At 50.4% G+C, this 21,351-nt stretch carries 22 protein-coding genes; 18 read left to right on the forward strand and 4 right to left on the reverse strand.

Translation table 11 applies throughout. The features are described 5' to 3' along the window. From rnpM to dapA, 18 genes are all read left to right on the forward strand, one after another. Nucleotides 1–291 (forward strand): RNase P modulator RnpM, encoded by a 291-nt coding sequence (gene rnpM, locus NDK47_RS12100; RefSeq protein WP_251875172.1) that lies wholly within the window; start codon nt 1–3, stop codon nt 289–291. Next, a complete protein-coding gene (locus NDK47_RS12105) occupies nt 288–587 on the forward strand; it encodes a YlxQ family RNA-binding protein (protein ID WP_251875174.1) in 300 nt (99 codons plus the stop codon). Before rnpM ends, NDK47_RS12105 begins: the two co-directional genes overlap by 4 nt. 18 nt (nt 588–605) lie before the next feature. Continuing rightward, nucleotides 606–3,065, forward strand: a complete 2,460-nt coding sequence (gene infB, locus NDK47_RS12110; RefSeq protein WP_251875176.1) for a translation initiation factor IF-2 — start codon at nt 606–608, stop codon at nt 3,063–3,065. Continuing rightward, the gene (locus NDK47_RS12115; protein ID WP_251875178.1) at nt 3,065–3,346 is read left to right on the forward strand and encodes a DUF503 domain-containing protein; all 282 of its coding nucleotides are present in this window, start codon (nt 3,065–3,067) and stop codon (nt 3,344–3,346) included. The genes infB and NDK47_RS12115 overlap by 1 nt, the downstream gene beginning before the upstream one ends. A gap of 20 nt (nt 3,347–3,366) precedes the next feature. Continuing rightward, nucleotides 3,367–3,738 (forward strand): 30S ribosome-binding factor RbfA, encoded by a 372-nt coding sequence (gene rbfA, locus NDK47_RS12120; RefSeq protein ID WP_251875180.1) that lies wholly within the window; start codon nt 3,367–3,369, stop codon nt 3,736–3,738. Further along, on the forward strand, nt 3,731–4,723 hold the full coding sequence (locus NDK47_RS12125; protein WP_251875182.1) for a DHH family phosphoesterase: 993 nt from the start codon (nt 3,731–3,733) through the stop codon (nt 4,721–4,723). The genes rbfA and NDK47_RS12125 overlap by 8 nt, the downstream gene beginning before the upstream one ends. Continuing rightward, the gene (gene truB / locus NDK47_RS12130; RefSeq protein WP_251875184.1) at nt 4,720–5,646 is read left to right on the forward strand and encodes a tRNA pseudouridine(55) synthase TruB; all 927 of its coding nucleotides are present in this window, start codon (nt 4,720–4,722) and stop codon (nt 5,644–5,646) included. The genes NDK47_RS12125 and truB overlap by 4 nt, the downstream gene beginning before the upstream one ends. Before the next feature lie 2 nt (nt 5,647–5,648). Then, nucleotides 5,649–6,590: a bifunctional riboflavin kinase/FAD synthetase gene (locus tag NDK47_RS12135; RefSeq protein ID WP_251875186.1), complete on the forward strand. Its 942-nt coding sequence runs from the start codon at nt 5,649–5,651 to the stop codon at nt 6,588–6,590. A 138-nt stretch (nt 6,591–6,728) separates the two neighbouring features. Then, complete coding sequence (gene rpsO / locus NDK47_RS12140; protein WP_251875188.1) at nt 6,729–6,998, forward strand: 30S ribosomal protein S15; 270 nt, start codon at nt 6,729–6,731, stop codon at nt 6,996–6,998. A 159-nt stretch (nt 6,999–7,157) separates the two neighbouring features. Continuing rightward, nucleotides 7,158–9,296 (forward strand): polyribonucleotide nucleotidyltransferase, encoded by a 2,139-nt coding sequence (pnp, locus tag NDK47_RS12145; protein ID WP_251875190.1) that lies wholly within the window; start codon nt 7,158–7,160, stop codon nt 9,294–9,296. A gap of 138 nt (nt 9,297–9,434) precedes the next feature. Next, nucleotides 9,435–10,445 (forward strand): polysaccharide deacetylase family protein, encoded by a 1,011-nt coding sequence (locus NDK47_RS12150; protein WP_251875192.1) that lies wholly within the window; start codon nt 9,435–9,437, stop codon nt 10,443–10,445. A gap of 104 nt (nt 10,446–10,549) precedes the next feature. Continuing rightward, nucleotides 10,550–11,803 (forward strand): M16 family metallopeptidase, encoded by a 1,254-nt coding sequence (locus tag NDK47_RS12155; protein ID WP_251875193.1) that lies wholly within the window; start codon nt 10,550–10,552, stop codon nt 11,801–11,803. A 113-nt stretch (nt 11,804–11,916) separates the two neighbouring features. After that, nucleotides 11,917–12,177: a YlmC/YmxH family sporulation protein gene (locus NDK47_RS12160; protein WP_251875195.1), complete on the forward strand. Its 261-nt coding sequence runs from the start codon at nt 11,917–11,919 to the stop codon at nt 12,175–12,177. 134 nt (nt 12,178–12,311) lie between these two features. Continuing rightward, nucleotides 12,312–13,214, forward strand: coding sequence for a dipicolinate synthase subunit DpsA (dpsA, locus tag NDK47_RS12165; RefSeq protein ID WP_251875197.1), 903 nt, complete (start codon nt 12,312–12,314; stop codon nt 13,212–13,214). Continuing rightward, nucleotides 13,207–13,803: a dipicolinate synthase subunit B gene (locus NDK47_RS12170; protein WP_251875199.1), complete on the forward strand. Its 597-nt coding sequence runs from the start codon at nt 13,207–13,209 to the stop codon at nt 13,801–13,803. Before dpsA ends, NDK47_RS12170 begins: the two co-directional genes overlap by 8 nt. 40 nt (nt 13,804–13,843) lie before the next feature. Beyond that, entirely contained in the window at nt 13,844–14,884 is a 1,041-nt protein-coding gene (locus tag NDK47_RS12175; protein ID WP_251875201.1) for an aspartate-semialdehyde dehydrogenase, read from the forward strand. A gap of 11 nt (nt 14,885–14,895) precedes the next feature. After that, nucleotides 14,896–16,122, forward strand: coding sequence for an aspartate kinase (dapG, locus tag NDK47_RS12180; RefSeq protein ID WP_251875203.1), 1,227 nt, complete (start codon nt 14,896–14,898; stop codon nt 16,120–16,122). 100 nt (nt 16,123–16,222) lie between these two features. Next, nucleotides 16,223–17,092 carry a 4-hydroxy-tetrahydrodipicolinate synthase gene (dapA, locus tag NDK47_RS12185; protein WP_251875205.1) on the forward strand — a complete coding sequence of 290 codons (870 nt, stop codon included), beginning with the start codon at nt 16,223–16,225 and terminating at the stop codon, nt 17,090–17,092. Between the two features lie 73 nt (nt 17,093–17,165). On the opposite strand, the gene NDK47_RS12190 is transcribed toward dapA, so the two are convergent. From NDK47_RS12190 to NDK47_RS12205, 4 genes are read right to left on the reverse strand one after another with little or no spacing between them, the layout of a single operon-like run. Then, entirely contained in the window at nt 17,166–17,372 is a 207-nt protein-coding gene (locus NDK47_RS12190) for a CLC_0170 family protein (protein WP_251875207.1), read from the reverse strand. A gap of 13 nt (nt 17,373–17,385) precedes the next feature. Next, the gene (locus NDK47_RS12195) at nt 17,386–18,612 is read right to left on the reverse strand and encodes a Ger(x)C family spore germination protein (protein ID WP_251875209.1); all 1,227 of its coding nucleotides are present in this window, start codon (nt 18,610–18,612) and stop codon (nt 17,386–17,388) included. Beyond that, nucleotides 18,581–19,702, reverse strand: coding sequence for a GerAB/ArcD/ProY family transporter (locus NDK47_RS12200; RefSeq protein WP_251875211.1), 1,122 nt, complete (start codon nt 19,700–19,702; stop codon nt 18,581–18,583). The genes NDK47_RS12195 and NDK47_RS12200 overlap by 32 nt, the downstream gene beginning before the upstream one ends. Next, nucleotides 19,686–21,341, reverse strand: a complete 1,656-nt coding sequence (locus NDK47_RS12205) for a spore germination protein (protein WP_251875213.1) — start codon at nt 21,339–21,341, stop codon at nt 19,686–19,688. Before NDK47_RS12205 ends, NDK47_RS12200 begins: the two co-directional genes overlap by 17 nt. Nucleotides 21,342–21,351: the final 10 nt, after the last annotated feature.

Raw genomic sequence — 21,351 nt, forward strand, 5'->3', positions numbered from 1 at the left:
ATGAAACAAAAGAAAATCCCTTTACGAAAATGCATCGTGTGTCAAGGAATGTTTCCCAAAAAAGAACTGGTGCGCGTCGTCCGTACACCCCAAGAAGAGATTATCATTGATCTGACAGGGAAAGCGGCCGGGCGTGGAGCATATGTGTGCCGCCAGGAAAGCTGTCTGAGACCGGATGCATTTGCATCAGGTAAATGGAAAAAGGTGTTGGAGCGAGCTCTCAACATGACTGTCACCCAGGAACAGTACGATGCGTTTCGTGAAAAATGGCTGGAGATGATGGGACAATGATCCCCAAGGCAGCGCAATTGCTGGGATTGGCGATGCGGGCACGAAAGGTCATTACCGGAGAAGAACTGGTCGTTGAAGCCGTTCGTAACGGGAAAGCCAAACTCGTGCTGCTTGCGGCCGATGCCTCTGCCAATACATCAAAAAAAGTGCAAGACAAGTGTGCTTTTTATGGTGTGCCGTTCGTATGGGCGACAGACCGTTATGAACTTGGCCGTGCCATTGGAAAGGATGGTCGTGTGACGGTTGCCGTTACAGACGGGAAACTGGCAGAAAGTATACAGCGTCTGCTCACATAATTCAGAAGGGGTGATCTCATGAAGACACGAGTGTATGAATATGCGAAGCAGCACAGCATGAGCAGCAAGGAAATCCTCAATTTGCTAAAGAGATTAGATATAGAAGTAGCAAATCATATGAGTATCATGGACGAACAGATGGTCAAGAAAATAGAAGATCATCTGGCCAAATTGCGTTCAGCAGGCGCCAAGCAAGAGCATCCGCGTTCTGCTGGACAGAGGGAAGCACAACCTATGAGAAAAGAAGAAAAGAAACGGGATGAGTCCAAGACACAGCCAGCACGCACAGGGCAATCCCAACAGCAACAGGGGCAGGCTCAGCGCAGGAATGAGCGTCCCGGCAATCCGCAGGGCAATCGACCAGGAGGACAGCGGTCCGAACAGTCACGTCCGCATCACGGAAAAAATCAGGGGAAGAATCAGGAGAGAAAACCAAACGATATGAGAAGTCAACCAGCCAAGCCGCAAGATCGCAAACCAGTCAATCAGCAAGAGCCGTCGGTTAATGAAAAAGTGGATAATCGCGTGGGCGAGGATTTTGATGAAAAAGTAAATGTGCCCAACAAAGTCAACCTGGAAAAACGAGAGAAAATCAAAAAAGGTCCAGGTCAAAAGAAAACATTTGAGGACAACAAGAAAAACCAGCCGTTTAAAGGTGGAAACAGACGCCAGGACAATCGTCGCGGCGGACATCGTGATCACCAGCCACAGCGTCCAGTCATGGAACCGCCGGCAAAGATTACGTTTACAGAGTCTTTGACTGTAGGCGAACTGGCGAAAAAGCTTCGCAAGGAACCGGCGGAAATCATCAAAAAATTGTTTAATTTGGGCATCATGGCCACGATTAACCAAGACCTTGACCGCGATGCCATTGAATTGATCTGTACGGAATACAATGTAGAAGTAGAAGAAAAGATCGTCATCGACGAAACCAACTTCGAAACCATCGAAGAAGTGGACAATCCAGCTGATCTGATGGAACGTCCTCCTGTCGTAACGATCATGGGTCACGTAGACCACGGAAAAACCACACTTTTGGACGCGATTCGTTCTGCCAACGTTGCCTCCGGTGAAGCAGGCGGAATCACACAACATATTGGTGCGTATCAGGTTGAAATCAAAGGCAAGAAGATCACCTTCCTGGATACACCTGGTCACGCAGCGTTTACCACAATGCGTGCTCGTGGTGCACAGATTACGGACATCACCATTCTGGTCGTGGCCGCAGACGACGGCGTAAAGCCGCAAACGGTGGAAGCGATCAGCCATGCGAAGGCAGCCAAGGTTCCGATTATTGTCGCGGTCAACAAGGTGGATAAACCAGAAGCCAACATCGATCGGATCAAGCAAGAGTTGACCGAATACGAACTGGTCGCAGAGGAATGGGGCGGCGATACGATTTTCTCCCCGATTTCTGCAAAACAGCGTCAGGGTATCGAAGAGCTCCTGGAATACATTTTGCTGGTCTCCGAGGTACAGGAATTAAAAGCAAATCCGAACAAACGGGCACGTGGTACGGTTGTAGAGGCAGAGCTGGATAAAGGACGCGGTCCTGTCGCTACGGTTCTCGTACAGCACGGTATGCTCAAAGTAGGAGATCCGATTGTTGTCGGTTCCGCTTATGGACGTGTTCGGGCCATGGTCAATGACAAAGGGCGTCGACTGAAGGAAGCGGGTCCTTCCACGCCGGTGGAAATTACAGGTCTGAACGATGTGCCGCAGGCCGGCGATCAGTTTATGGTCTTTGAAGATGAGAAAAAAGCGCGTACCATCGGGGAATCCCGTGCATCGAAGCAGCGTGAATCCGAGCGTCGCGCCAATACTCGTGTCTCCCTGGACGATTTGTTCCAGCACATCCAGGAGGGCGACATCAAAGAGCTGAACTTGATCGTAAAAGCAGACGTTCAAGGGTCTGTGGAAGCACTTCGCGGTTCTTTGGAGAAGATTGACGTCAACGGAACACGCGTCAAAATTATCCACACAGGTGTCGGAGCGATCACCGAATCCGATATTACTCTGGCGAATGCATCCAATGCGATTGTGATCGGGTTTAACGTACGCCCTGAACCAAACGCTCGCAGCATGGCTGAGCAAGAAAGCATCGACATTCGTCTCCACCGTGTGATTTACACGGTCATCGAGGAAATTGAGCAAGCATTGAAAGGCATGCTCGACCCTGTATTCAAGGAAGCCATCATCGGTCAAGCCGAAATTCGCGAAGTATTTAAAGTCTCCAAAGTGGGCAATATCGCGGGTTGCTATGTAACCGAAGGCAAACTGACTCGTGATGCAGGCGCTCGTCTGATTCGCGAGGGCGTCGTGATCTATGAAGGAAAGCTGGATACGTTAAAGCGCTTTAAGGACGACGCCAAAGAAGTAGCAGCCGGCTACGAGTGCGGTCTTACCCTGGAACGCTACAATGACATCAAGGTCGGCGACGTGATCGAAGCCTTTGTCATGGAAGAAGTGAAGCAATAATGATAGCGGGTGCGCGGATTCAACTGTTTCTGCCTGCCTGCCAAAATTTGAAAGAGAAACGGGCCATCGTGAAAAGCATTCTGGGAAAACTGCGGAGTCGTTTTTCGGTCTCCGCGGCCGAATTGGCCTATTTGGAACAATGGCAGCGTGCCGAAATTGGTATCGCTGCCGTTGCCAATGAAATGTCCTTTTTGCATAATCAGATGCAAGCGATGATACGTATGGTGGAGAGCCACCCAGGGGTGGAGTTGATCCATACGGAAACGGAATACTACGATTAATGACCGCGGAGGTGATCGACATGAACAAGACACGGATGAGCCGGGTTGGCGAGGAGATTAAAAAAGAGCTGAGCATGCTGCTTCAACGCGGATTGAAAGACCCGCGTATCGGCTTTGTAACGGTAACAGATGTAGAAGTAACCAGTGATTTGCAGCTCGCAAAGGTATACGTCAGCATTTTTGGCAGTGACGAACAGCGAAAAGATTCGCTTGCTGGACTGCAAAAAGCAAAAGGATACCTCCGAACAGAGATTGGTAAACGGGTAAAGCTGCGTCATATCCCGGATTTTGTATTTAAACTGGATGAATCCATTGACTACGGCAGCAAAATTGAAACCATCCTGCGTGAAATCTCCACGGATGGAGAAAAAGGGGCACAGCAGGATGAGTAATTACAAACGTTCCCTGGAGGAAGCGGCTGCTTTCATGAGAGCCCATGACCGATACCTCGTACTGTCTCATGTCAACCCTGACGGAGATGCGACAGGATCGGCGCTAGCCGTAGCTCAAATGCTGAAAGATCTGGGCAAATCCTTTGTGGTCATAAACGAGGGTGAAACTCCGGAAAAATTCTCGTTTTTGCCAGGCAGCAGCCAGATCCTCAACCTATCGGTATCACCGCTGGAGGAAATCTTTTCAGCGGTGATTGCTGTTGATTGTGCCGATCGTTCCCGGATGGGAAAAGTGGAACATCTGTTTGCACCTGACGTCCAGCTGTTAAATATTGATCATCACCCCACCAATGACGGCTTTGGCACACTGAACGTGATTCGCACGGAAGCAGCCGCCACCGCAGAAATCCTGTACGACCTGGCAGCGACAGCCGAGTTTTTGTTGCAACCCGATTTGGCTCTCTGCCTCTATACGGGTTTGCTGACGGATACGGGCGGGTTTCGCTATTCCAATACCACTCCCCACGTGATGGAGAGCGCGGCTCGCCTGCTTACTTTTGGGGTGAACCCCGGCGATGTGGCGGAGCGCTGTTTGGAAGTCATTACGCTCGGGCATGTACAAGTGTTGCGGCGAGCGTTGGCCAGTCTGGAGCTGACCCATCAGAAACTGGTTGCTTCTGTGGCGGTGAGCAGACAGGACTTGGCCGAAGCCGGAGCAAACCGTGAGGATGCAGGCGGGTTGGTCAACTACTGCCGCAACATCGAGGGAGTCGAGGTTGGCATATCTTTTGTTGAAGCAGATACCGACGTGTTTAAAGTCAGTCTCCGCTCCCGCAGCTACGTTAATGTGGCAGAAGTAGCCCAAAAGCTGGGCGGCGGCGGGCATGCCAAGGCTGCCGGCTGTACAGTGAAGGGACCGATTGATACGGTTCGCAAACAGGTTTTGTCTCTGGTCGGGGAAGCAATCGGGAGTGAGCGAGGATGAGCATTACGCATGGCGTTATTGTCATCGACAAACCAGCGGGCATGACGTCCCATGATTGTGTGGCACGCATACGCCGCATATTCGGGACGAAAAAAGTAGGACACACGGGTACGCTTGACCCCGATGTCACAGGCGTATTGCCGATATGCATCGGGAACGCGACCCGTCTGGTGGAATACCTGCAGGATTTGCCCAAGCGTTATGAGGTGATCATGCGCTTGGGGACGGCGACAACGACAGAAGACGCTTCTGGAGAAGTGGTCGAGAAGAAAAATGTAGAAACGGATGACATCAGCGAAGCGAAAATTCTCTCTGCCTTTGACCAGTTTACGGGGGATATTGAACAAGTCCCGCCTATGTATTCTGCCGTAAAGGTGCAGGGGAAGCGCCTGTATGACCTGGCGCGTGAAGGAATTGTCATCGAGCGGGCTGCTCGGGCCGTGACGATCTATCAGATCGATTTTCACGGTATTTCCGTGGATGGAGATTATTTGGATATTGCTTTTTCATGCACTTGCTCAAAAGGAACGTATGTCCGCACCTTATGTGTTGACCTGGGACGCACTCTGGGGTATCCTGCCCATATGAAGCAGTTGCGGCGTGTCAAGAGCGGTCCGTTTTTGGAGGAGCAGGCGATCTCCCTGGAAAAGCTGGAAGCGATGCACCGTGCAGAGGAAGACTTGAGTGATCAGGTGATTCCCATAGCGCAGGCGCTTTCCTTTTTGCCCAGGTACGAGATCGCTCCTGATCGAAAAAAAGCGGTACTGAACGGACTGACAACCGCACTTCCGGGCTTGCAGGCTGAAGCCGGTTCCCTGATCTGCCTGTTTTCAGGAAATCAGCTTCTGGGCATCCATCGTGTCTGCCAAGGGCCCAAGGGCCTTTTTGCGAAGGCTGAAAAAGTCTTTTCACCCGAGGTGTAACCGTGAAAAAAATTTCGTTGACATACCCTTTACCCAAAGATCTGGATACGGTCCCCTGCGCGATTGCACTGGGGTATTTTGATGGTGTACATATCGGTCATCGGCGAGTGATTCAAAAAGCGATTGACACCGCAAAGGCAAATGGCTGGAAGAGTGCCGTCATGACTTTTGATCCCCACCCCCGTGAAGTGCTGGGACAGACAGGCTATACCCAGTACCTCACCCCGTTGCCGGAAAAGCTGGAGCAGCTGGAGAAGATGGGTGTCGATCTGACGTACATCGTCCGGTTTGACATCTCGTTTGCTGCGGTTTATCCTGAGGACTTTATCGAGGAGTGTCTGCTGCCGCTCGAATGCCGTCATGTAGTTGTCGGCTTTGACTATACTTTCGGTTATCGCGGTATGGGTACAGCGCAGACGTTGCAGGAGCTCAGCCGGGGGAGGTACGGAGTCGATGTGATCGGCCCCGTGAATCGTTTAGGGGAAAAAGTGAGCAGTACGGTCATACGCGAATACCTGCATCATGGTGATGTGGAGCAGACGCGGCATCTTCTGGGGCGTTCCTACAAAATCACAGGAGAGGTTGTCCACGGTGATAAACGGGGGCGGACGATTGGCTTTCCCACAGCCAATGTACGTGTCACAAGCCCGTTTTTGATTGGAAAAAACGGGGTTTATGGTGTTCGGATAAACGTTGAGGGGGAGGTTTATCAGGGCGTAATGAACGTCGGGATCAAGCCGACCTTTGAATTGGAGAAGAAAGAAAAGTCATTGGAAGTGCATATTTTTGATTTTGCGCGTGAAATTTACGGGAAGGAAGTAGATGTTGAGCTTCTGTTCTTCATCCGTGATGAGCAAAAGTTCTCCGGAGTAGAAGCCCTGATTGCCCAGATTCAAAAAGATGTGCAGGTGGCCAAACGGAAATTTGCAGAGGGCACGGCGTAACTTCCATAATCTCTTTGCTTTTGCTCGGGCACTGTGCTATAATTCATAACGTTGTACACACAACCCACTGCTTGGTTGTCCGATTCTCACCGACGGCAAACTAGGCTGATGGGGATATAAATGAGGAGGTGAGTCAAGATGGCATTGTCTCAAGAACGTAAGTCTCAACTGATTCAAGAGTACCGCATTCATGAAAATGACACCGGTTCTCCAGAGGTTCAGATTGCTATCCTGACAGAAAACATTAACAACCTGAATGGGCATTTGCGTACGCACAAGAAAGACCACCACAGCCGTCGCGGCCTGCTGAAAATGGTAGGTCAACGCCGTAACCTGTTGGGCTATCTGCGTGAGCTGGATGTTCCGCGTTATCGCGAACTGATCAATCGTCTTGGTCTGCGTCGCTAGTTTGTATTCGGAGGAAAAGCGGGTTCATCCCGCTTTTTCTATTATCTAAAACTCCTGTCGAAGCTACCCATTTAATTTTCCGACTGGCAGGAAATAATACATAGGCAGAGAAAATGATTGTGTACGTGCACAATGATGCAAAGGAGGACTGCTAGCAACATGGAGCAACAATTCCGTACATATGAGTTTGAACTGGCAGGCCGCAAACTGACGCTGGAATTTGGCAAGATGGCAAAGCAGGCGCAAGGTTCGGTCCTGGTTCGGTACGGCGATACGGCAATCCTTTCAGCCGTGACGGTATCTAAGGAAGCGAAGCCAATTGATTTCTTCCCCTTGACTGTCAACTATGAGGAGCGCCTCTACGCTGTAGGTAAAATCCCCGGAGGCTTTATCAAGCGGGAAGGACGTCCAAGTGAGAAAGCGATCTTGGCCAGCCGTTTGATTGACCGTCCCATCCGTCCGCTTTTTCCCGAAGGATTCCGCAATGATGTACAGGTGGTAAACACCGTGCTTTCCGTAGATCAGGACTGCTCTCCGGAAATCGCTGCCATGATCGGAACCTCGGCCGCTTTATGTGTCTCCGAAATTCCGTTTGCGGGACCGATTGCCGGTGTGATCGTCGGCCGTGTTGACGGGAATCTCGTCGTAAATCCAACTGTTCAGCAGATGGAAAGAAGTGACATCCACCTGGTTGTCGCTGGTACCCGTGATGCAATCAACATGGTGGAAGCAGGTGCCAACCAAGTGCCTGAAGCTGTCATGCTGGAAGCCATCATGACCGGTCATGATGTGATCAAGCAATTGGTAGTGTTCCAAGACCAGATCGTCGCAGAAATCGGCAAGGAAAAAATGGCAGTGGTGCTCCATGAAGTGGATGCGAAGGTCAATCAGGCTGTTCGTGATTACGCAGAAGCACGCCTGAAAGAAGCGATTCGCATCGAAGAAAAGCAAGCTCGCTATGATGCCATCGATGCAATCAAGGCAGAGACTAGGCAGCATTTTGCAGAAGCCGATCCGGCAGCATATGCTGAGCAGGAGCGCGCGATCGATGAAGTGCTTGGAAACATCGTCAAAGAAGAAGTGCGCCGCTTGATTACACACGATAAGATCCGCCCGGATGGACGGGCTTTAAGCGAAATTCGCCCGTTGTCCAGCGAGACTCATGTATTGCCAAGGACGCATGGTTCCGGTCTGTTTACTCGTGGTCAGACACAAGCCCTCAGCGTCTGCACACTGGGTGCCCTGGGTGATGTACAGATTCTCGATGGACTCGGTCTGGAAGAAACCAAGCGCTTCATGCATCACTACAACTTCCCGCCATACAGTGTCGGGGAAGCAAGACCGCTGCGTCCGCCGGGCCGTCGTGAAATCGGTCATGGTGCATTGGGCGAGCGTGCCATCGAACCCATTATTCCGTCTGAAACAGAATTTCCGTATACGATTCGATTGGTATCCGAAGTAATCGAATCCAACGGCTCTACATCACAGGCTTCGATCTGCGCAAGCGTACTTGCCTTGATGGATGCCGGTGTGCCGATCAAAGCCCCTGTTGCCGGTATTGCCATGGGACTGATTATGGGAGAGGACGGGGAGACATTCTCCATTCTGACTGATATTCAGGGCATGGAAGACCACCTGGGCGATATGGACTTCAAGGTTGCCGGGACGGAAGCTGGCGTTACCGCGATTCAGATGGATATCAAAATCGCCGGGATTAACCGCGAAATTCTGGAACAGGCGCTGGAACAGGCGAGAGAGGGTCGCTTGACTATCCTCAAGCATATGCTCAGCACGATTTCCGAACCGCGTTCCACGCTGTCTCCATACGCACCAAAGATTCTCACCATGCAAATCAATCCGGACAAGATTCGCGATGTTATCGGACCACAAGGCCGCATCATCAACAAGATCATCGACGAAACCGGAGTCAAAATCGATATCGAACAAGACGGCCGCATCTTCATCGCGTCAGTTGATCACGAAGCGAACCTCCGGGCGAAACAGATTATCGAAGATCTGGTGCGTGAGGTTGCCCTGGGTCAAACCTATCTGGGTACCGTAAAACGGGTAGAAAAATACGGCGCATTTGTGGAGCTCTTCGCAGGCAAGGAAGGACTTTGCCATATTTCCCAGCTCGCTGAGGAGCGTGTGGCGAAGACGGAAGATGTCGTGTCCGTTGGCGACAAGATCATGGTAAAAGTAACGGAAATCGATGATCAAGGCCGCATCAACCTGTCCCGCAAAGCCGTCCTTAAGGAACAGCAGGCAGCGAAGGACGCCGCAGTTAAAGCAGAATAATGATAAGCAAAAGGCTTCGTCACTCGAAGGACTCTTCGCGTACGGAAGCTTTTTCTTTTGCCTTCTATCTTTTATCCATCCGACATACATTGGACAAAGAAGGACTTGTACGGTTCGGATAGAAGGAGGGGCAACGCAATGAGTAACACAGTGAAAAAAAGGATTCTGTTTACGATGGGCTGCGCCGTTTTGCTCGCGATTCTGATGAATAATCGCCCCATAAACCAATACATAGAGGCTGTAAAACTACAGACAATCACAGCAAATCGCCCGGCGGCCGAGAAATCCGTCGCTGTCGTACAAACGGGGGAGAACAAACAGGACGAGCAGCTTCGGAAGCAGATTGAACGGTGGAAGCAGGAGATTGAAAAGGCACCGATCGATGCACGAATCGATCACGTTTGGCGTGCTGTGCCCGGTTACAACGGACTGGCTGTAGACGTGGAAGCATCCATCAAGAAGCTGAAAGCTGCCACGATTCCTGACAAGCGCTCATTGGTTGTCCAGGAAGTGCCTCCGGCCATTTCTCTGGAACAATTAGGCTCCCATCCGATTTATCGGGGCAATCCGGAAAAACCGGCGGTCTCTTTTATGGTCAATGTCGCATGGGGAAATGAGTACCTGGACCCGATTCTCGATACACTGGACAAACACGGCGTGAAAACGACGTTTTTTCTGGATGGGTCCTGGGTGAAACGATACCCGGAGCTGGCGAAAAAAATCGCGGATCGCGGGCATGAGCTGGGAAACCACGCATACTCTCACCCCGATATGGCCAATCTCGGACCCGAGCGAATCAGACAAGAAATCCAAAAGACACAAGCGGTCATCCAGCAAGCGACGGGCATCAAGCCTGATCTGTTTGCACCACCGTCCGGCTCCTTTAACCAGACGGTGGTTGACATCGCCAAAAATGAATTTCACATGAAGACGATTCTCTGGACGGCGGATACGGTGGATTGGAAAAAGCCGCCTGTGTATGACATGCTGAAGCGCGTGCGAGCAAAAATGGGCAACGGTGTCTTGGTTTTGATGCATCCGACGGCACCAAGTGCTGAGGGATTAGATACTATGATTCAGGAAGCAAAAGCAAAGGGACTGTCCCCGGCTACGGTCTCTGAGGTGATTTCTAGCAAGCGGGTGAAATAACACCCCTTTTGTTGTGGGAATAGGGGAATTTTGTTATAGTAAAACTTGTTTATAGGCAAAAGAGAAGGCTATAGTGAGATGGATTGTAACCGAGGAGGGTTTACGTGATACAAAGACATACATGTGAGAACGGACTCAGGATCATTACAGAAAAAATCCCATCTGTACGTTCCGTAGCATTGGGGGTATGGGTTGGTACGGGGTCCAAGTTCGAAACAGAGAGAGATAATGGAATCTCCCATTTCTTGGAGCACATGTTCTTTAAAGGAACGACAAGCCGGTCAGCCAAGGAGATAGCCGAGACCTTCGATGAAATTGGAGGGAATGTAAACGCCTTCACCTCCAAGGAATATACGTGCTATTACGCCCGGATTCTGGATCAGCACGCCCCGATCGCCTTGGAGATTTTGGCGGATATGTACTTCAACTCCGTCTTTGACAGCGAAGAGCTGGAAAAGGAAAAGAACGTTGTAATCGAGGAAATCAGCATGTACGAGGATACACCGGATGATCTGGTGCATGACTTGATCGCTCGCGCATGCTACGGTGACCATTCACTGGGCTCTTCCATTCTCGGAACGGAAGAGGTGCTGCGCTCCCTTTCACGCCAAGATTTGCTTCACTATATCGACGGTCATTATCTGCCGACCAATACCGTCATCACGGTAGCTGGCAATTTTGATGATGCATTGATCGAAGAAATCAAGCGCCGTTTCTCTGCACTGGATCGCCGGTCGGTTCTGCCTGAGATCAAAGCGCCAGCATTTCGAGCCCATACGATCGCTCATCACAAAGCAACGGAGCAGGCGCATCTCTGTATCTCTCTTCCGGGCTTTCAGGTGGGCCATGAGGAAACGTACTCGCTCATCCTGCTCAACAACATACTTGGCGGCAGCATGAGCTCCCGTCTATTTCAAGAGATTCGCGAAGAAAGAGGTCTGGCCTACTCCGTCTATTCCTATCATTCCTCGTTCAAGGAAGCGGGAACCTTCACCGTGTATACCGGGACAGCTCCCGAACAGGTGGGCCAAGTATTTGATATCGTAGCCCATGTCCTGCGCGATGTTGCAGACCACGGTATTACCGATAAGGAGCTGAACAAAGGCAAGGAACAACTGAAAGGCAGCCTCATGCTTAGTCTGGAAAGCACCAACAGCCGGATGAGCCGATTGGGCAAAAATGAATTGCTGCTCGGCCGCCATTTAACTTTGGACGAGATCGTTGCCAAAATTGATCGGGTCACTCATGATTCAGTGCTTGCTGTAGCGCAGCAGTTGTTCCGCTCAAAAATGGCGATGGCTATGGTCAGCCCACTGGAAGGATTTCCGGAAAACGTCAAAAGCGATATCCTCCTGTAACGACAAGTTCCTTTCTGTCAGAAAAAATCCGGCATAGGCCGGGTTTTTTTTCGTATACAAGTAGAAATGGACGTGATGACGAGCCTGGTTTCCGGGGAAAAGGGGAGAGGTACATGCGGCTTAGTGAAATGAGCGGAAAAGAGATTATCGGATTGGATAATGGGGAGCGGCTGGGTGTAATCGGCGACTCCGATTTGGAAATCAACACCGAAACGGGTCAAATCAATGCCATCATCGTTCCAGGAGGAAGCTTTTTCGGGTTTGGAAAAAAGCGGGAAGACTTGGTTATACCGTGGGAAGCCATTGTCAAGATTGGAGCCGACATGGTCATCATTCATGTAAACCAACAGCAGTCACAAAGTACAGGAAAATAGGCGCCTAATGTCACAACACCCGTGATAATCGAATAGGATGGGGTAGACCGTAACGCTTCCGTTAGCTTTTCACACGGAAAACCTTTGCGTTTCGATCGTTTAATGCGTAAAATGTGTGGAAAGGGGAACGCAGCATGCTAACGGGCAAACATGTTGCCTTTATCGGCGGTGACGCACGGCAATTGGAAGTGGTCAAGAGATGCATCCAACTGGACGCCAGTGTCACGTTGATTGGCTTCGACAACCTGGAGAGCATCTTCACCGGGGCAACGAAAAGACCATTAACATGCGATGTGTTGAAAGACGTTGATGCTTTGATCCTCCCTATCGTCGGGTCGGATGATCACGGTTATGTCGAGAGTATCTTCTGCTCGAACCCCCCACAGCTTTTGGAAGAGCACGTAGCAAGTCTGCCCAAGCATTGTGTCGTTTACACGGGGATGGCAAAGTCCTACCTAGTGAAATTGTTGTCTGCCCAGAAAATCGAGCTGATGGAGCTCTTGGATCGTGATGATGTAGCCATATATAACTCCATCCCTACCGTGGAGGGAGCGTTGATGATGGCTATCCAGCATACAGATATTACCATTCACGGTTCAAACTCGATTGTACTTGGATTGGGACGGACAGGCATGTCCATGGCGCGTGCACTTCACTCCTTGGGAGCAAAGGTTCGTGTGGGAGCTAGACGTCAGGAACACTTAGCACGTATTTTTGAAATGGGGCTTCAGCCCTTTCATATGAGCGAACTAAAGCAGCAGGTTTTCAATGCCGATTTTGTCTTTAATACGGTCCCACAGCTCGTTCTGACAGCGGAAGTGATCGCCCAGATGCCACAGACCGCATTTATTCTTGATTTGGCTTCCAAGCCAGGAGGAACAGACTTTCGTTATGCCGAGAGACGTGGCATCAAAGCATTACTGGCACCCGGATTACCTGGTATCGTCGCACCCAAAACAGCCGGACAAATCTTAGCTCATACCTTGTCGCGTCTAATCGGGGAGCAATCGAAGACCAGGGGGAATCAGCATGAGTAAACTTCAGGGAAAAACTATCGGGTTTGGACTTACCGGCTCACATTGTACGTTTGAAGAGACAATGCCTGAAATCAAGCGGCTGGTAGATGCTGGCGCACGCGTGATTCCGATCGTCACAGGCACGATTATGACGACGGATACCCGTTTTGGAACTTCCGAGGGGTGGCAGCAGCAGCTCAGGGAGATCACAGGAGAAAATCTGATCACCACGATTCCGGAAGCGGAGCCATTGGGGCCGTCAAAGCTTCTGGATGTGATGGTCATCGCTCCCTGCACAGGCAATTCCACCAGTCGGCTGGCCAATGCGATCACGGACAGTCCCGTTCTGATGGCAGCCAAAGCCACAATGCGGAACCAAAGACCTGTTGTCGTCGCGATCTCTACCAATGACGGTTTGGGTCTGAATGCAGCGAATATTGCAAAGCTGCTGGCAGCCAAAAACATCTACTTTGTGCCTTTTGGTCAGGATGCGCCGGATAAAAAACCAACCTCGCTTGTCGCTCGTATGGACTTGATTTTGGAGACGTGTGAAGCCGCGTTAGAAAGCCGACAATTGCAACCCTTGTTAATAGAAAGATATCAATACTAAAAACAGTACCGTTTGATCGCGATTAGGAGGAGAGTAGAAGATGGCGAACCAACTGACCTACAACGTTGCTGTGGTCGGTGCAACCGGCGCAGTCGGGCAGCAAATGATCAGGATTTTAGAGGAGCGGAATTTTCCAATTAAGCAGTTGAAGCTGCTTGCTTCCAGTCGTTCGGCAGGCAAAACCGTCAAGTTTCGCGGACAGGATATCGTTCTGGAGGAAGCGACACCGGACAGCTTTGCAGGAGTAGATTATGCCCTGTTTAGCGCAGGCGGGGCAATCAGCAAGGATCTGGCTCACCATGCCGTTCGTCATGGGGCCGTTGTCATCGACAACACCAGCGCTTTCCGGATGGACCCGGAAGTACCGCTGGTTGTACCGGAAGTTAATATGGATGCCGCACTCGCCCACAAGGGTATTATTGCTAACCCGAATTGCTCGACAATTCAAATGGTAGCCGCTTTGAAACCCCTGTATGATCGCTACGGGATAGATCGGATTATTGTGTCCACCTATCAGGCAGTATCTGGAGCTGGAGCATCCGCCATTCAAGAGCTGTTGACCCAGTCCCGCGATGTGCTGGACGGCAAAGAGCCTGATTGCAAAGTGCTCCCCGTCGGAAAATTGCCTGTTCATCATCAAATTGCATTTAATGCGATTCCGCAAATTGATGTCTTTACAGAAAACGGGTTTACGTATGAAGAGATGAAAATGATCAATGAAACGAAGAAAATCTTCGGGGATGACAGTGTAGCCGTTTCAGCTACATGTGTGCGAATCCCAGTTGTCTACGGACATAGTGAAGCAGTCTATGTAGAATTAAAAGAAGAATTCGATCTGGCAGAAGTGAAAGCTCTCCTGGAAAAGGCGCCGGGCATCGTTCTGGTTGATGAACCGGAACAACAGCGCTATCCATTGGCAACAGATGCAACCGGGAAACTGGATGTGTTTGTAGGACGTTTGCGTCGGGACCTGTATCACCAAAGAGGCCTGCACATGTGGATTGTTTCTGACAACCTGCTCAAGGGTGCTGCTTGGAATACAGTACAAATCGCGGAAGAGCTCATCAAAGCACGAGCATAGGGGAGAGGTTTGTGAGAATTCTCGTCCAGAAATTCGGGGGATCTTCACTGACGTCAGAGGATTGCCGAAACAGAGCGATTACCCATATGAAAAAAGCGATCGACGAAGGCTATGCCCTCGTCGTTGTCGTGTCCGCTATGGGGCGAAAAGGCGACCCGTACGCGACCGATACGCTGTTGCAACTGGTCCGAAGCAACGGCAATGGTCTGCCCAAACGGGAGACGGATCTGCTTTTGCACACAGGGGAAATCATCTCGGCGACAGTGATGTGCAGCATGCTGAATGCACAGGGAATAAAGGCGACGATCTTAACAGGAGGGCAAGCAAGTATTGTTACCAGTGAAGAATTTACCAACGCTCAGATTATGACGATTGAACCTGCGCGAATTTTACAGGAGCTGAGCGAAGGAAAGGTTGTCATCGTTCCCGGCTTTCAGGGTAGAACGTCAGAATGGGAAATCACAACGCTGGGCCGCGGAGGCAGCGATACCACAGCTACAGCTTTGGGCGTCGCATTGCATGCGGAAATGGTCGACATTTTTACTGACGTAAACGGCATTATGACAGCAGATCCTCGCATCGTAGAAGAAGCACAGCCATTGACGAGTGTAACATATGCAGAAATATGCAATATGGCCCATTTGGGCGCCAAGGTTATTCACCCGCGAGCGGTAGAAATCGCGATGCAGGCGAATGTTCCCATCCGTGTGCGGTCCACCTTCTCTGATGATCCCGGTACCTTGGTGACCAATCTATTAGAGCTGGGACGGATGGGTTATACTGTGCATGACCGCCTGGTGATGGGGATTGCCCACGTCCCCAACATCACACAGATCAAGGTGGCCAATAAAGACGACCAATACGATACACAGCTGCAGGTATTCAAGGCCATGGCAAAAAATAACATCAGTGTTGATTTTATAAACGTCAACCCGCTTGGGGTTGCGTACACGGTACACGATGAAATGGCTGAAAATGCAACCCAAATCCTGCTGGATATGGGATATGAGCCGCAAATTTTGTCGCATTGTGCAAAAGTATCCGTGATAGGCGCCGGGATGACAGGCGTACCTGGTGTCATGGCACAGATCGTAGAGGCACTTACACAAGAGGATATTCCGATCCTGCAGTCGGCAGACTCGCATACCACCATCTGGGTGTTGGTCCACGAAGAAGATATGATCCGGGCTGTTCGATCCCTTCATCAACAGTTCCAACTGCATAACGGGCATTTATAAGTACAAAAACATCGACGACAGCACATCTTTGTTCGTAAGGCTTCGTCACTTTTGGCGAAGCCATTTTTCAAATGAGTATTAGAAAGAGGAGATGGGGGCAGTGGCACGTTTTGGCCGATTGGTTACCGCCATGGTAACGCCGTTTAATAATCAACTGGAAGTAGACTACGAGAAAACGGAACGCCTGATCGATCATTTGCTGGAGACAGGTACAGAAGCTCTCGTAGTGAATGGGACGACAGGGGAATCCCCGACGTTATCTCCACAGGAAAAACTGGATCTGTTCAAGCATGTGGCTTCCTACGCAAAAGGGAAATGTCACATTATTGCCGGTACTGGCAGCAATGACACAGCGGCAAGTATTGCATTTACACAAGAAGTGGAAAAAATTGGTATTGACGGAATCATGCTGGTTACGCCGTATTACTCTAAACCTTCTCAAGAAGGCCTTTACCAACATTTCAAGGTGCTTGCCGAATCCGTAAAGCTGCCGGTCATGCTGTACAACGTCCCCGGACGCACGAGTGTGAACATGACCGCAGAGACAACGCTGCGACTTGCTGAGCTGCCCAATGTCGTCTGTGTAAAAGAAGCCTCTGGAAATTTGTCACAGATGGCAAAGATTATTGAGCACGCTCCAGAAGGCTTTGAGCTCTACAGTGGGGATGACGGACTTACACTGCCGGTACTTGCGATTGGGGGCGCTGGTATTGTCAGCGTGGCTAGCCATGTTGTGGGCAAAGAGATGACAGAGATGATCGATTCGTTCTTCCGTGGTGATCTCAGCCAAGCTGCAGCCCTTCACCGCAAACTCCTCCCCGTATTTGAAGGTTTGTTTGCCTACCCAAGCCCAGGGCCGACAAAAGCTGCGCTGGAAAAACTGGGTGTTGAAACGGGTGGCGTACGCTTACCGCTTGTCGATTTGACAGAGCAAGAAAAGGCATTTGTTTATTCCTTATTGGAAAACTAGAGCAGAAAACAGGAACACACCAAGGGAGCCAAAATCGATTGGCTCCCTTTTTTCATGTCTTGCTCTTTGCATTTCAGCGTACGGGATAAAGAAGCTGCAAGAGAATTACCGCTACGCCGAGTACAATATTGGTCCAGCCCAGTATCGTTGCTACCTTATGCTCTTTTGTAAGTCCGAAAAATCGGTAACCAGAGGCGTCGGTGCGAAGAACCAAATATCCGGAGACGATCATCAAAAACACAACATAATAGAGGTACCCCACCTCGATCCAAACTCGCATGGTAACCCTCCTCTTATTTCACTTTCATTCCGATTCGGTGAATCGAGGTAGTGAAGATGACCTCCACCTCTAGTTGCTGATAGGCTTTTCGCCAGTTTTCCTTGGTGCGAATGTTCGAGTCCCAGTAAGCGGGCAGCTTCGCACGGATATGCTCGCCAAGTCCCAAAATATCAGCACCTTCTTTTTGCGTCTGCACTATGATGCTCTGCACACTTTTTTTTCCGCGTTGGGACAGTTCGGTGGAAATTTTTTTCAATATAGGGGGACGTAAAGCGTGTCCGTGGTTAAATTTTTCATCAATGTCCGTTTCCACATGGATATGCAAACGGATCTTTGGCTTTCCTTCCTTCATGTTTACAACAACCTGGGATCTGCGCGTCCGGGCACGGGCCAGAACGACGGTTTTCTCATCAGGAATCGGTGTAAAAGCTGCGTAGCCGCCCTGCTTGATCCCTTTTGCAGCCATAAAAAAACCGATTTCAAGAGGCTGAAGCAAACCGACCATCCGATCTTCCACAAAATAAGCCATTCCCGCGATCTCCGCATTTTCATTTCGTTTTACTTTAATCACTGGAAGAAAGGGCTCTTGCCCTTTTTTGGACAAAGAGCTCCAGAAAATGCCCAGGAAGTCACGTGGAAATTTCCCTAAGGAAACGGCATGATCCATCATCGCAGAGAGGTAAAGGGTCGGAATTCGCTCAAGCTGTGGTGAGCTTTCCATCAAGGTAGAAGCCTTACCATCCGAGATGATCATCCAGGCAGTTCGGCGAACCTCTGGATTACGGCGCAGATAATCGTTTAACTCGCCGACGCCTTTCCGGGCAAACTTGTCGCTGACAATAATGACTCGCAAATGTCCCAGAAACAGCCGATCCGCGACCTCTTGCTGAAGGTTCAAGATCGCGTCATCCAATGTGTGCCCCACACTGCTAAGGACCCAAACAGGCTTTTGATTGCCGCTGCTGCCGCTTTCTGGGCCGAGCGGGATTCGGCCCGGCACTGCTATTTGAGCAGTAATTTCAATCAGATTTTTGCTTGGTTTTGGAAAGAGGTGTTTCAGATGACTGACATCTGATTCCTTTTGCGTGTCTTCGTCTTTCTGGATGTAATCAATGGCGATTCCAAGAATATTGGCTCTTTCTTCAATTTCCAGACGATCCCAACAACCAGATAGGAGCGGGCAGAGCAGACCGATCCATATCAGCAGGTTACGGTGCTTTTTGTGTAAGTTCTCGATCATGCTGATCCTCCCTTTTCTTTCGCAGCATCGCGACGATCAACAGGAAAGCGGGGTAGGCGATCGTAATGAACAGGCCGTATGAACCGATCACAAGAATCAGGTGATAGGTTTCCAAAACGTTTTTAGGCAGCATGGCCAGGATAAAGATGAAAGGCAGCATGGCCCATGTAAACATTTTGTGGTCGCGAAGTTTAAAGAGATTGCTGATGGAGTGAATGGTGAAGTAATAGCTGGAAAATAGAGTCGTAAACACAGCGGTAACCCAAACAGCTAAAAAGAGAATATCCAACCGCTCCAAAATATTGGCCGGCAGAGAAGTCATACGGGCCAGCTCAAGAGTCGGCCAGAGCTGGAGCTTTGCTTCTTCCGCGCCGAAAATCGCGATACTGGCAATGACGATCAACACGTACAGACCGCCAGAAACGAGAATGGCGAAGTAAGAAGCTCGCAAAGCTTTGGCTGGCGTTCGCATGGAAGGAATGATCATCGAAAAGACAAATGATCCTTGAAAAAGGGCTGCAATCGTCAAGGCTCCTCCTAGCCAGTTTCCGTCATGACGAGAAAATACCGGCAGCAGGTTGATCGGATCTGCGTTTTGCAGGGACAAGGCAACGATGAGCAGACCCGGGGCCAAAATAAACGGCAAGTAAAACAGATGAATATACGAAAACGTGTTCAGGTCGTTGCGACATGAGATGGCTGCGAGAGTGAGCATGACGATGACGGTTATCTCGACCGGAGTACTGCGCAGAACAGTCGTGATGACCACCTCGCCAAATTCTCTTGCTGTAAGCGCGCTGAGCATGGCGAAAAACAAAATGATCGCAATACTCCCAAGTCGCCCCAACCAGACGCCCAAAATAGCTTCGCTGTAATGTATGATTGACTTTCGCGGGAAACGCTTGCCCAAAGACGACAGCAAAAACAAAGAGAGAAAGGCAATCGCACAACCGAACAGGGTCAAAAGAGGCGCACCCGAATCGGCCGCCCGCGCCGCAAATAAGGGCAGGGACAGAATCCCGACGCCAATGATGGTACTGATCAAGACAGCGGTGGCTTGCAAGAGAGTGATTTCACGTGGGGTCTCCATCTTCTCGCCTCCTATTACCAACTGCCACGGGGTCTAATGGGTTGTGTGGCTTTTCATTTAATGGCTTGCTACTATCGCCAGACCGAACGGGATCTTGCGGATGCAGGAAGGCCGGTCTCTTTCGGCTGGTCCAAAAAGGAGCGCGTACTACTGTGTCCTTCATCCCTTGCCATTGGCCGGGGACAACAGGACTCATATACGGGACGCCGAAGGAGCGTACGGAAAGCATATGGTTCACAATCAGAATCAATCCGACCATCACCCCGTACAATCCAAAAACACCGCCCAAAATGATCAGGGGAAAACGAAGCAGCCGCAGCGCGAGCGCCATATTGTAAGCGGGAGTGGCAAAGGAGCCAATCGTCGTCAATGCGATCACGACAACGGTGATCGGGCTGGCGAATCCGGCAGAAACAGCAGCTTGTCCGATCACCAGCACGCCTACGATGGACAATGCACCGCCGACCTGCTGCGGGAGCCGAATCGTCGCTTCGCGCAAAACTTCCATGGAGATCTCCATGATCAGCACCTCTACCAGTGCAGGAAAGGGAACCCCTGCTCTTCCTCCCGCTACGGCGACGGCAAACTCCGTCGGGATCAGTTCTGGATTGTACGAGATGACCGATACATACAAGGCGGGAAAGATCAGGGAAAACAGCAGGGCAACCAGCCGTGATAAACGAACAAAGCTGGATAAAAGATAGCGCTCGGAATAATCATCAACGGACTGATAAAATTGGCTGAACACGGCTGGAGCGATCAAGGCAAACGGGGAACCGTCCACGATGATAACCACTCGGCCTTCCAGCAAATTGGCGACCGATTTATCCGGCCTCTCCGTGTTTTGGATTTGGGGAAAGGGCGAGAAATTGTTATCCTCGATATACTGTTCCAAATAGCCCGAATCAACGATACCGTCGATCTCAATGCTGTTTAGCCGATGAAGCACTTCGTGTACCAAAGCGGGATTGCACACATCCCGCAGGTAGCAGACGGCAACCTTTGTTTTTGTCCTCTGCCCGACCTGGATCGTCTTGATAACCAAATCCGCAGTGGGCAGACGATTTCGCAGGAGAGACAGATTGACACTGTAATTTTCAATAAAGCCTTCACGGGGTCCGCGTATGACAGGCTCTGTTTCCGGCTGACTGATCGAACGGTATTCCTTTTTTGAAGCCTCGGCCACGATTGCTTTTGACTGTCCCTCCAAAAAGATCAGCACACGTCCATACAAGATGTGCTCAATCAGACAGGACCAGTCATTTTCAACATAAACATTCCCCGTCAGAAGGGAGTCTTGAGTGATGCGGTTGATGAGATTAGCTTCGACCGGGTGGCTTTCCTTGTCCGCCAAAGCATCTGTCCCCAAAATAGGCCGAAGGATACTGGTCTGCAATTCGCGCTGGTCCGTTAAATGTTCCAAATAAAAAAGCGCTGCCGGGATACGGCCAAACGCGTGAATGCGACGAACAATAAGATCGTCCGTATCGGCAAATACTTCTTTCAGATGGGTGATCGAGTGCTCCAGCTTGTCGGAGATACGCTGCTCTGCGGGCAAGGATGAATCAGACGGCTTACTAAGAGGAGGTGCTGCTCTTCCGTTTTCCTTCCTGTATTTCAGCCATTGCCAAAGAGACAAGAGGTCAACC

The sequence above is a fragment of the Brevibacillus ruminantium genome (assembly GCF_023746555.1).
Classification (GTDB): Bacteria; Bacillota; Bacilli; order Brevibacillales; family Brevibacillaceae; genus Brevibacillus; species Brevibacillus ruminantium.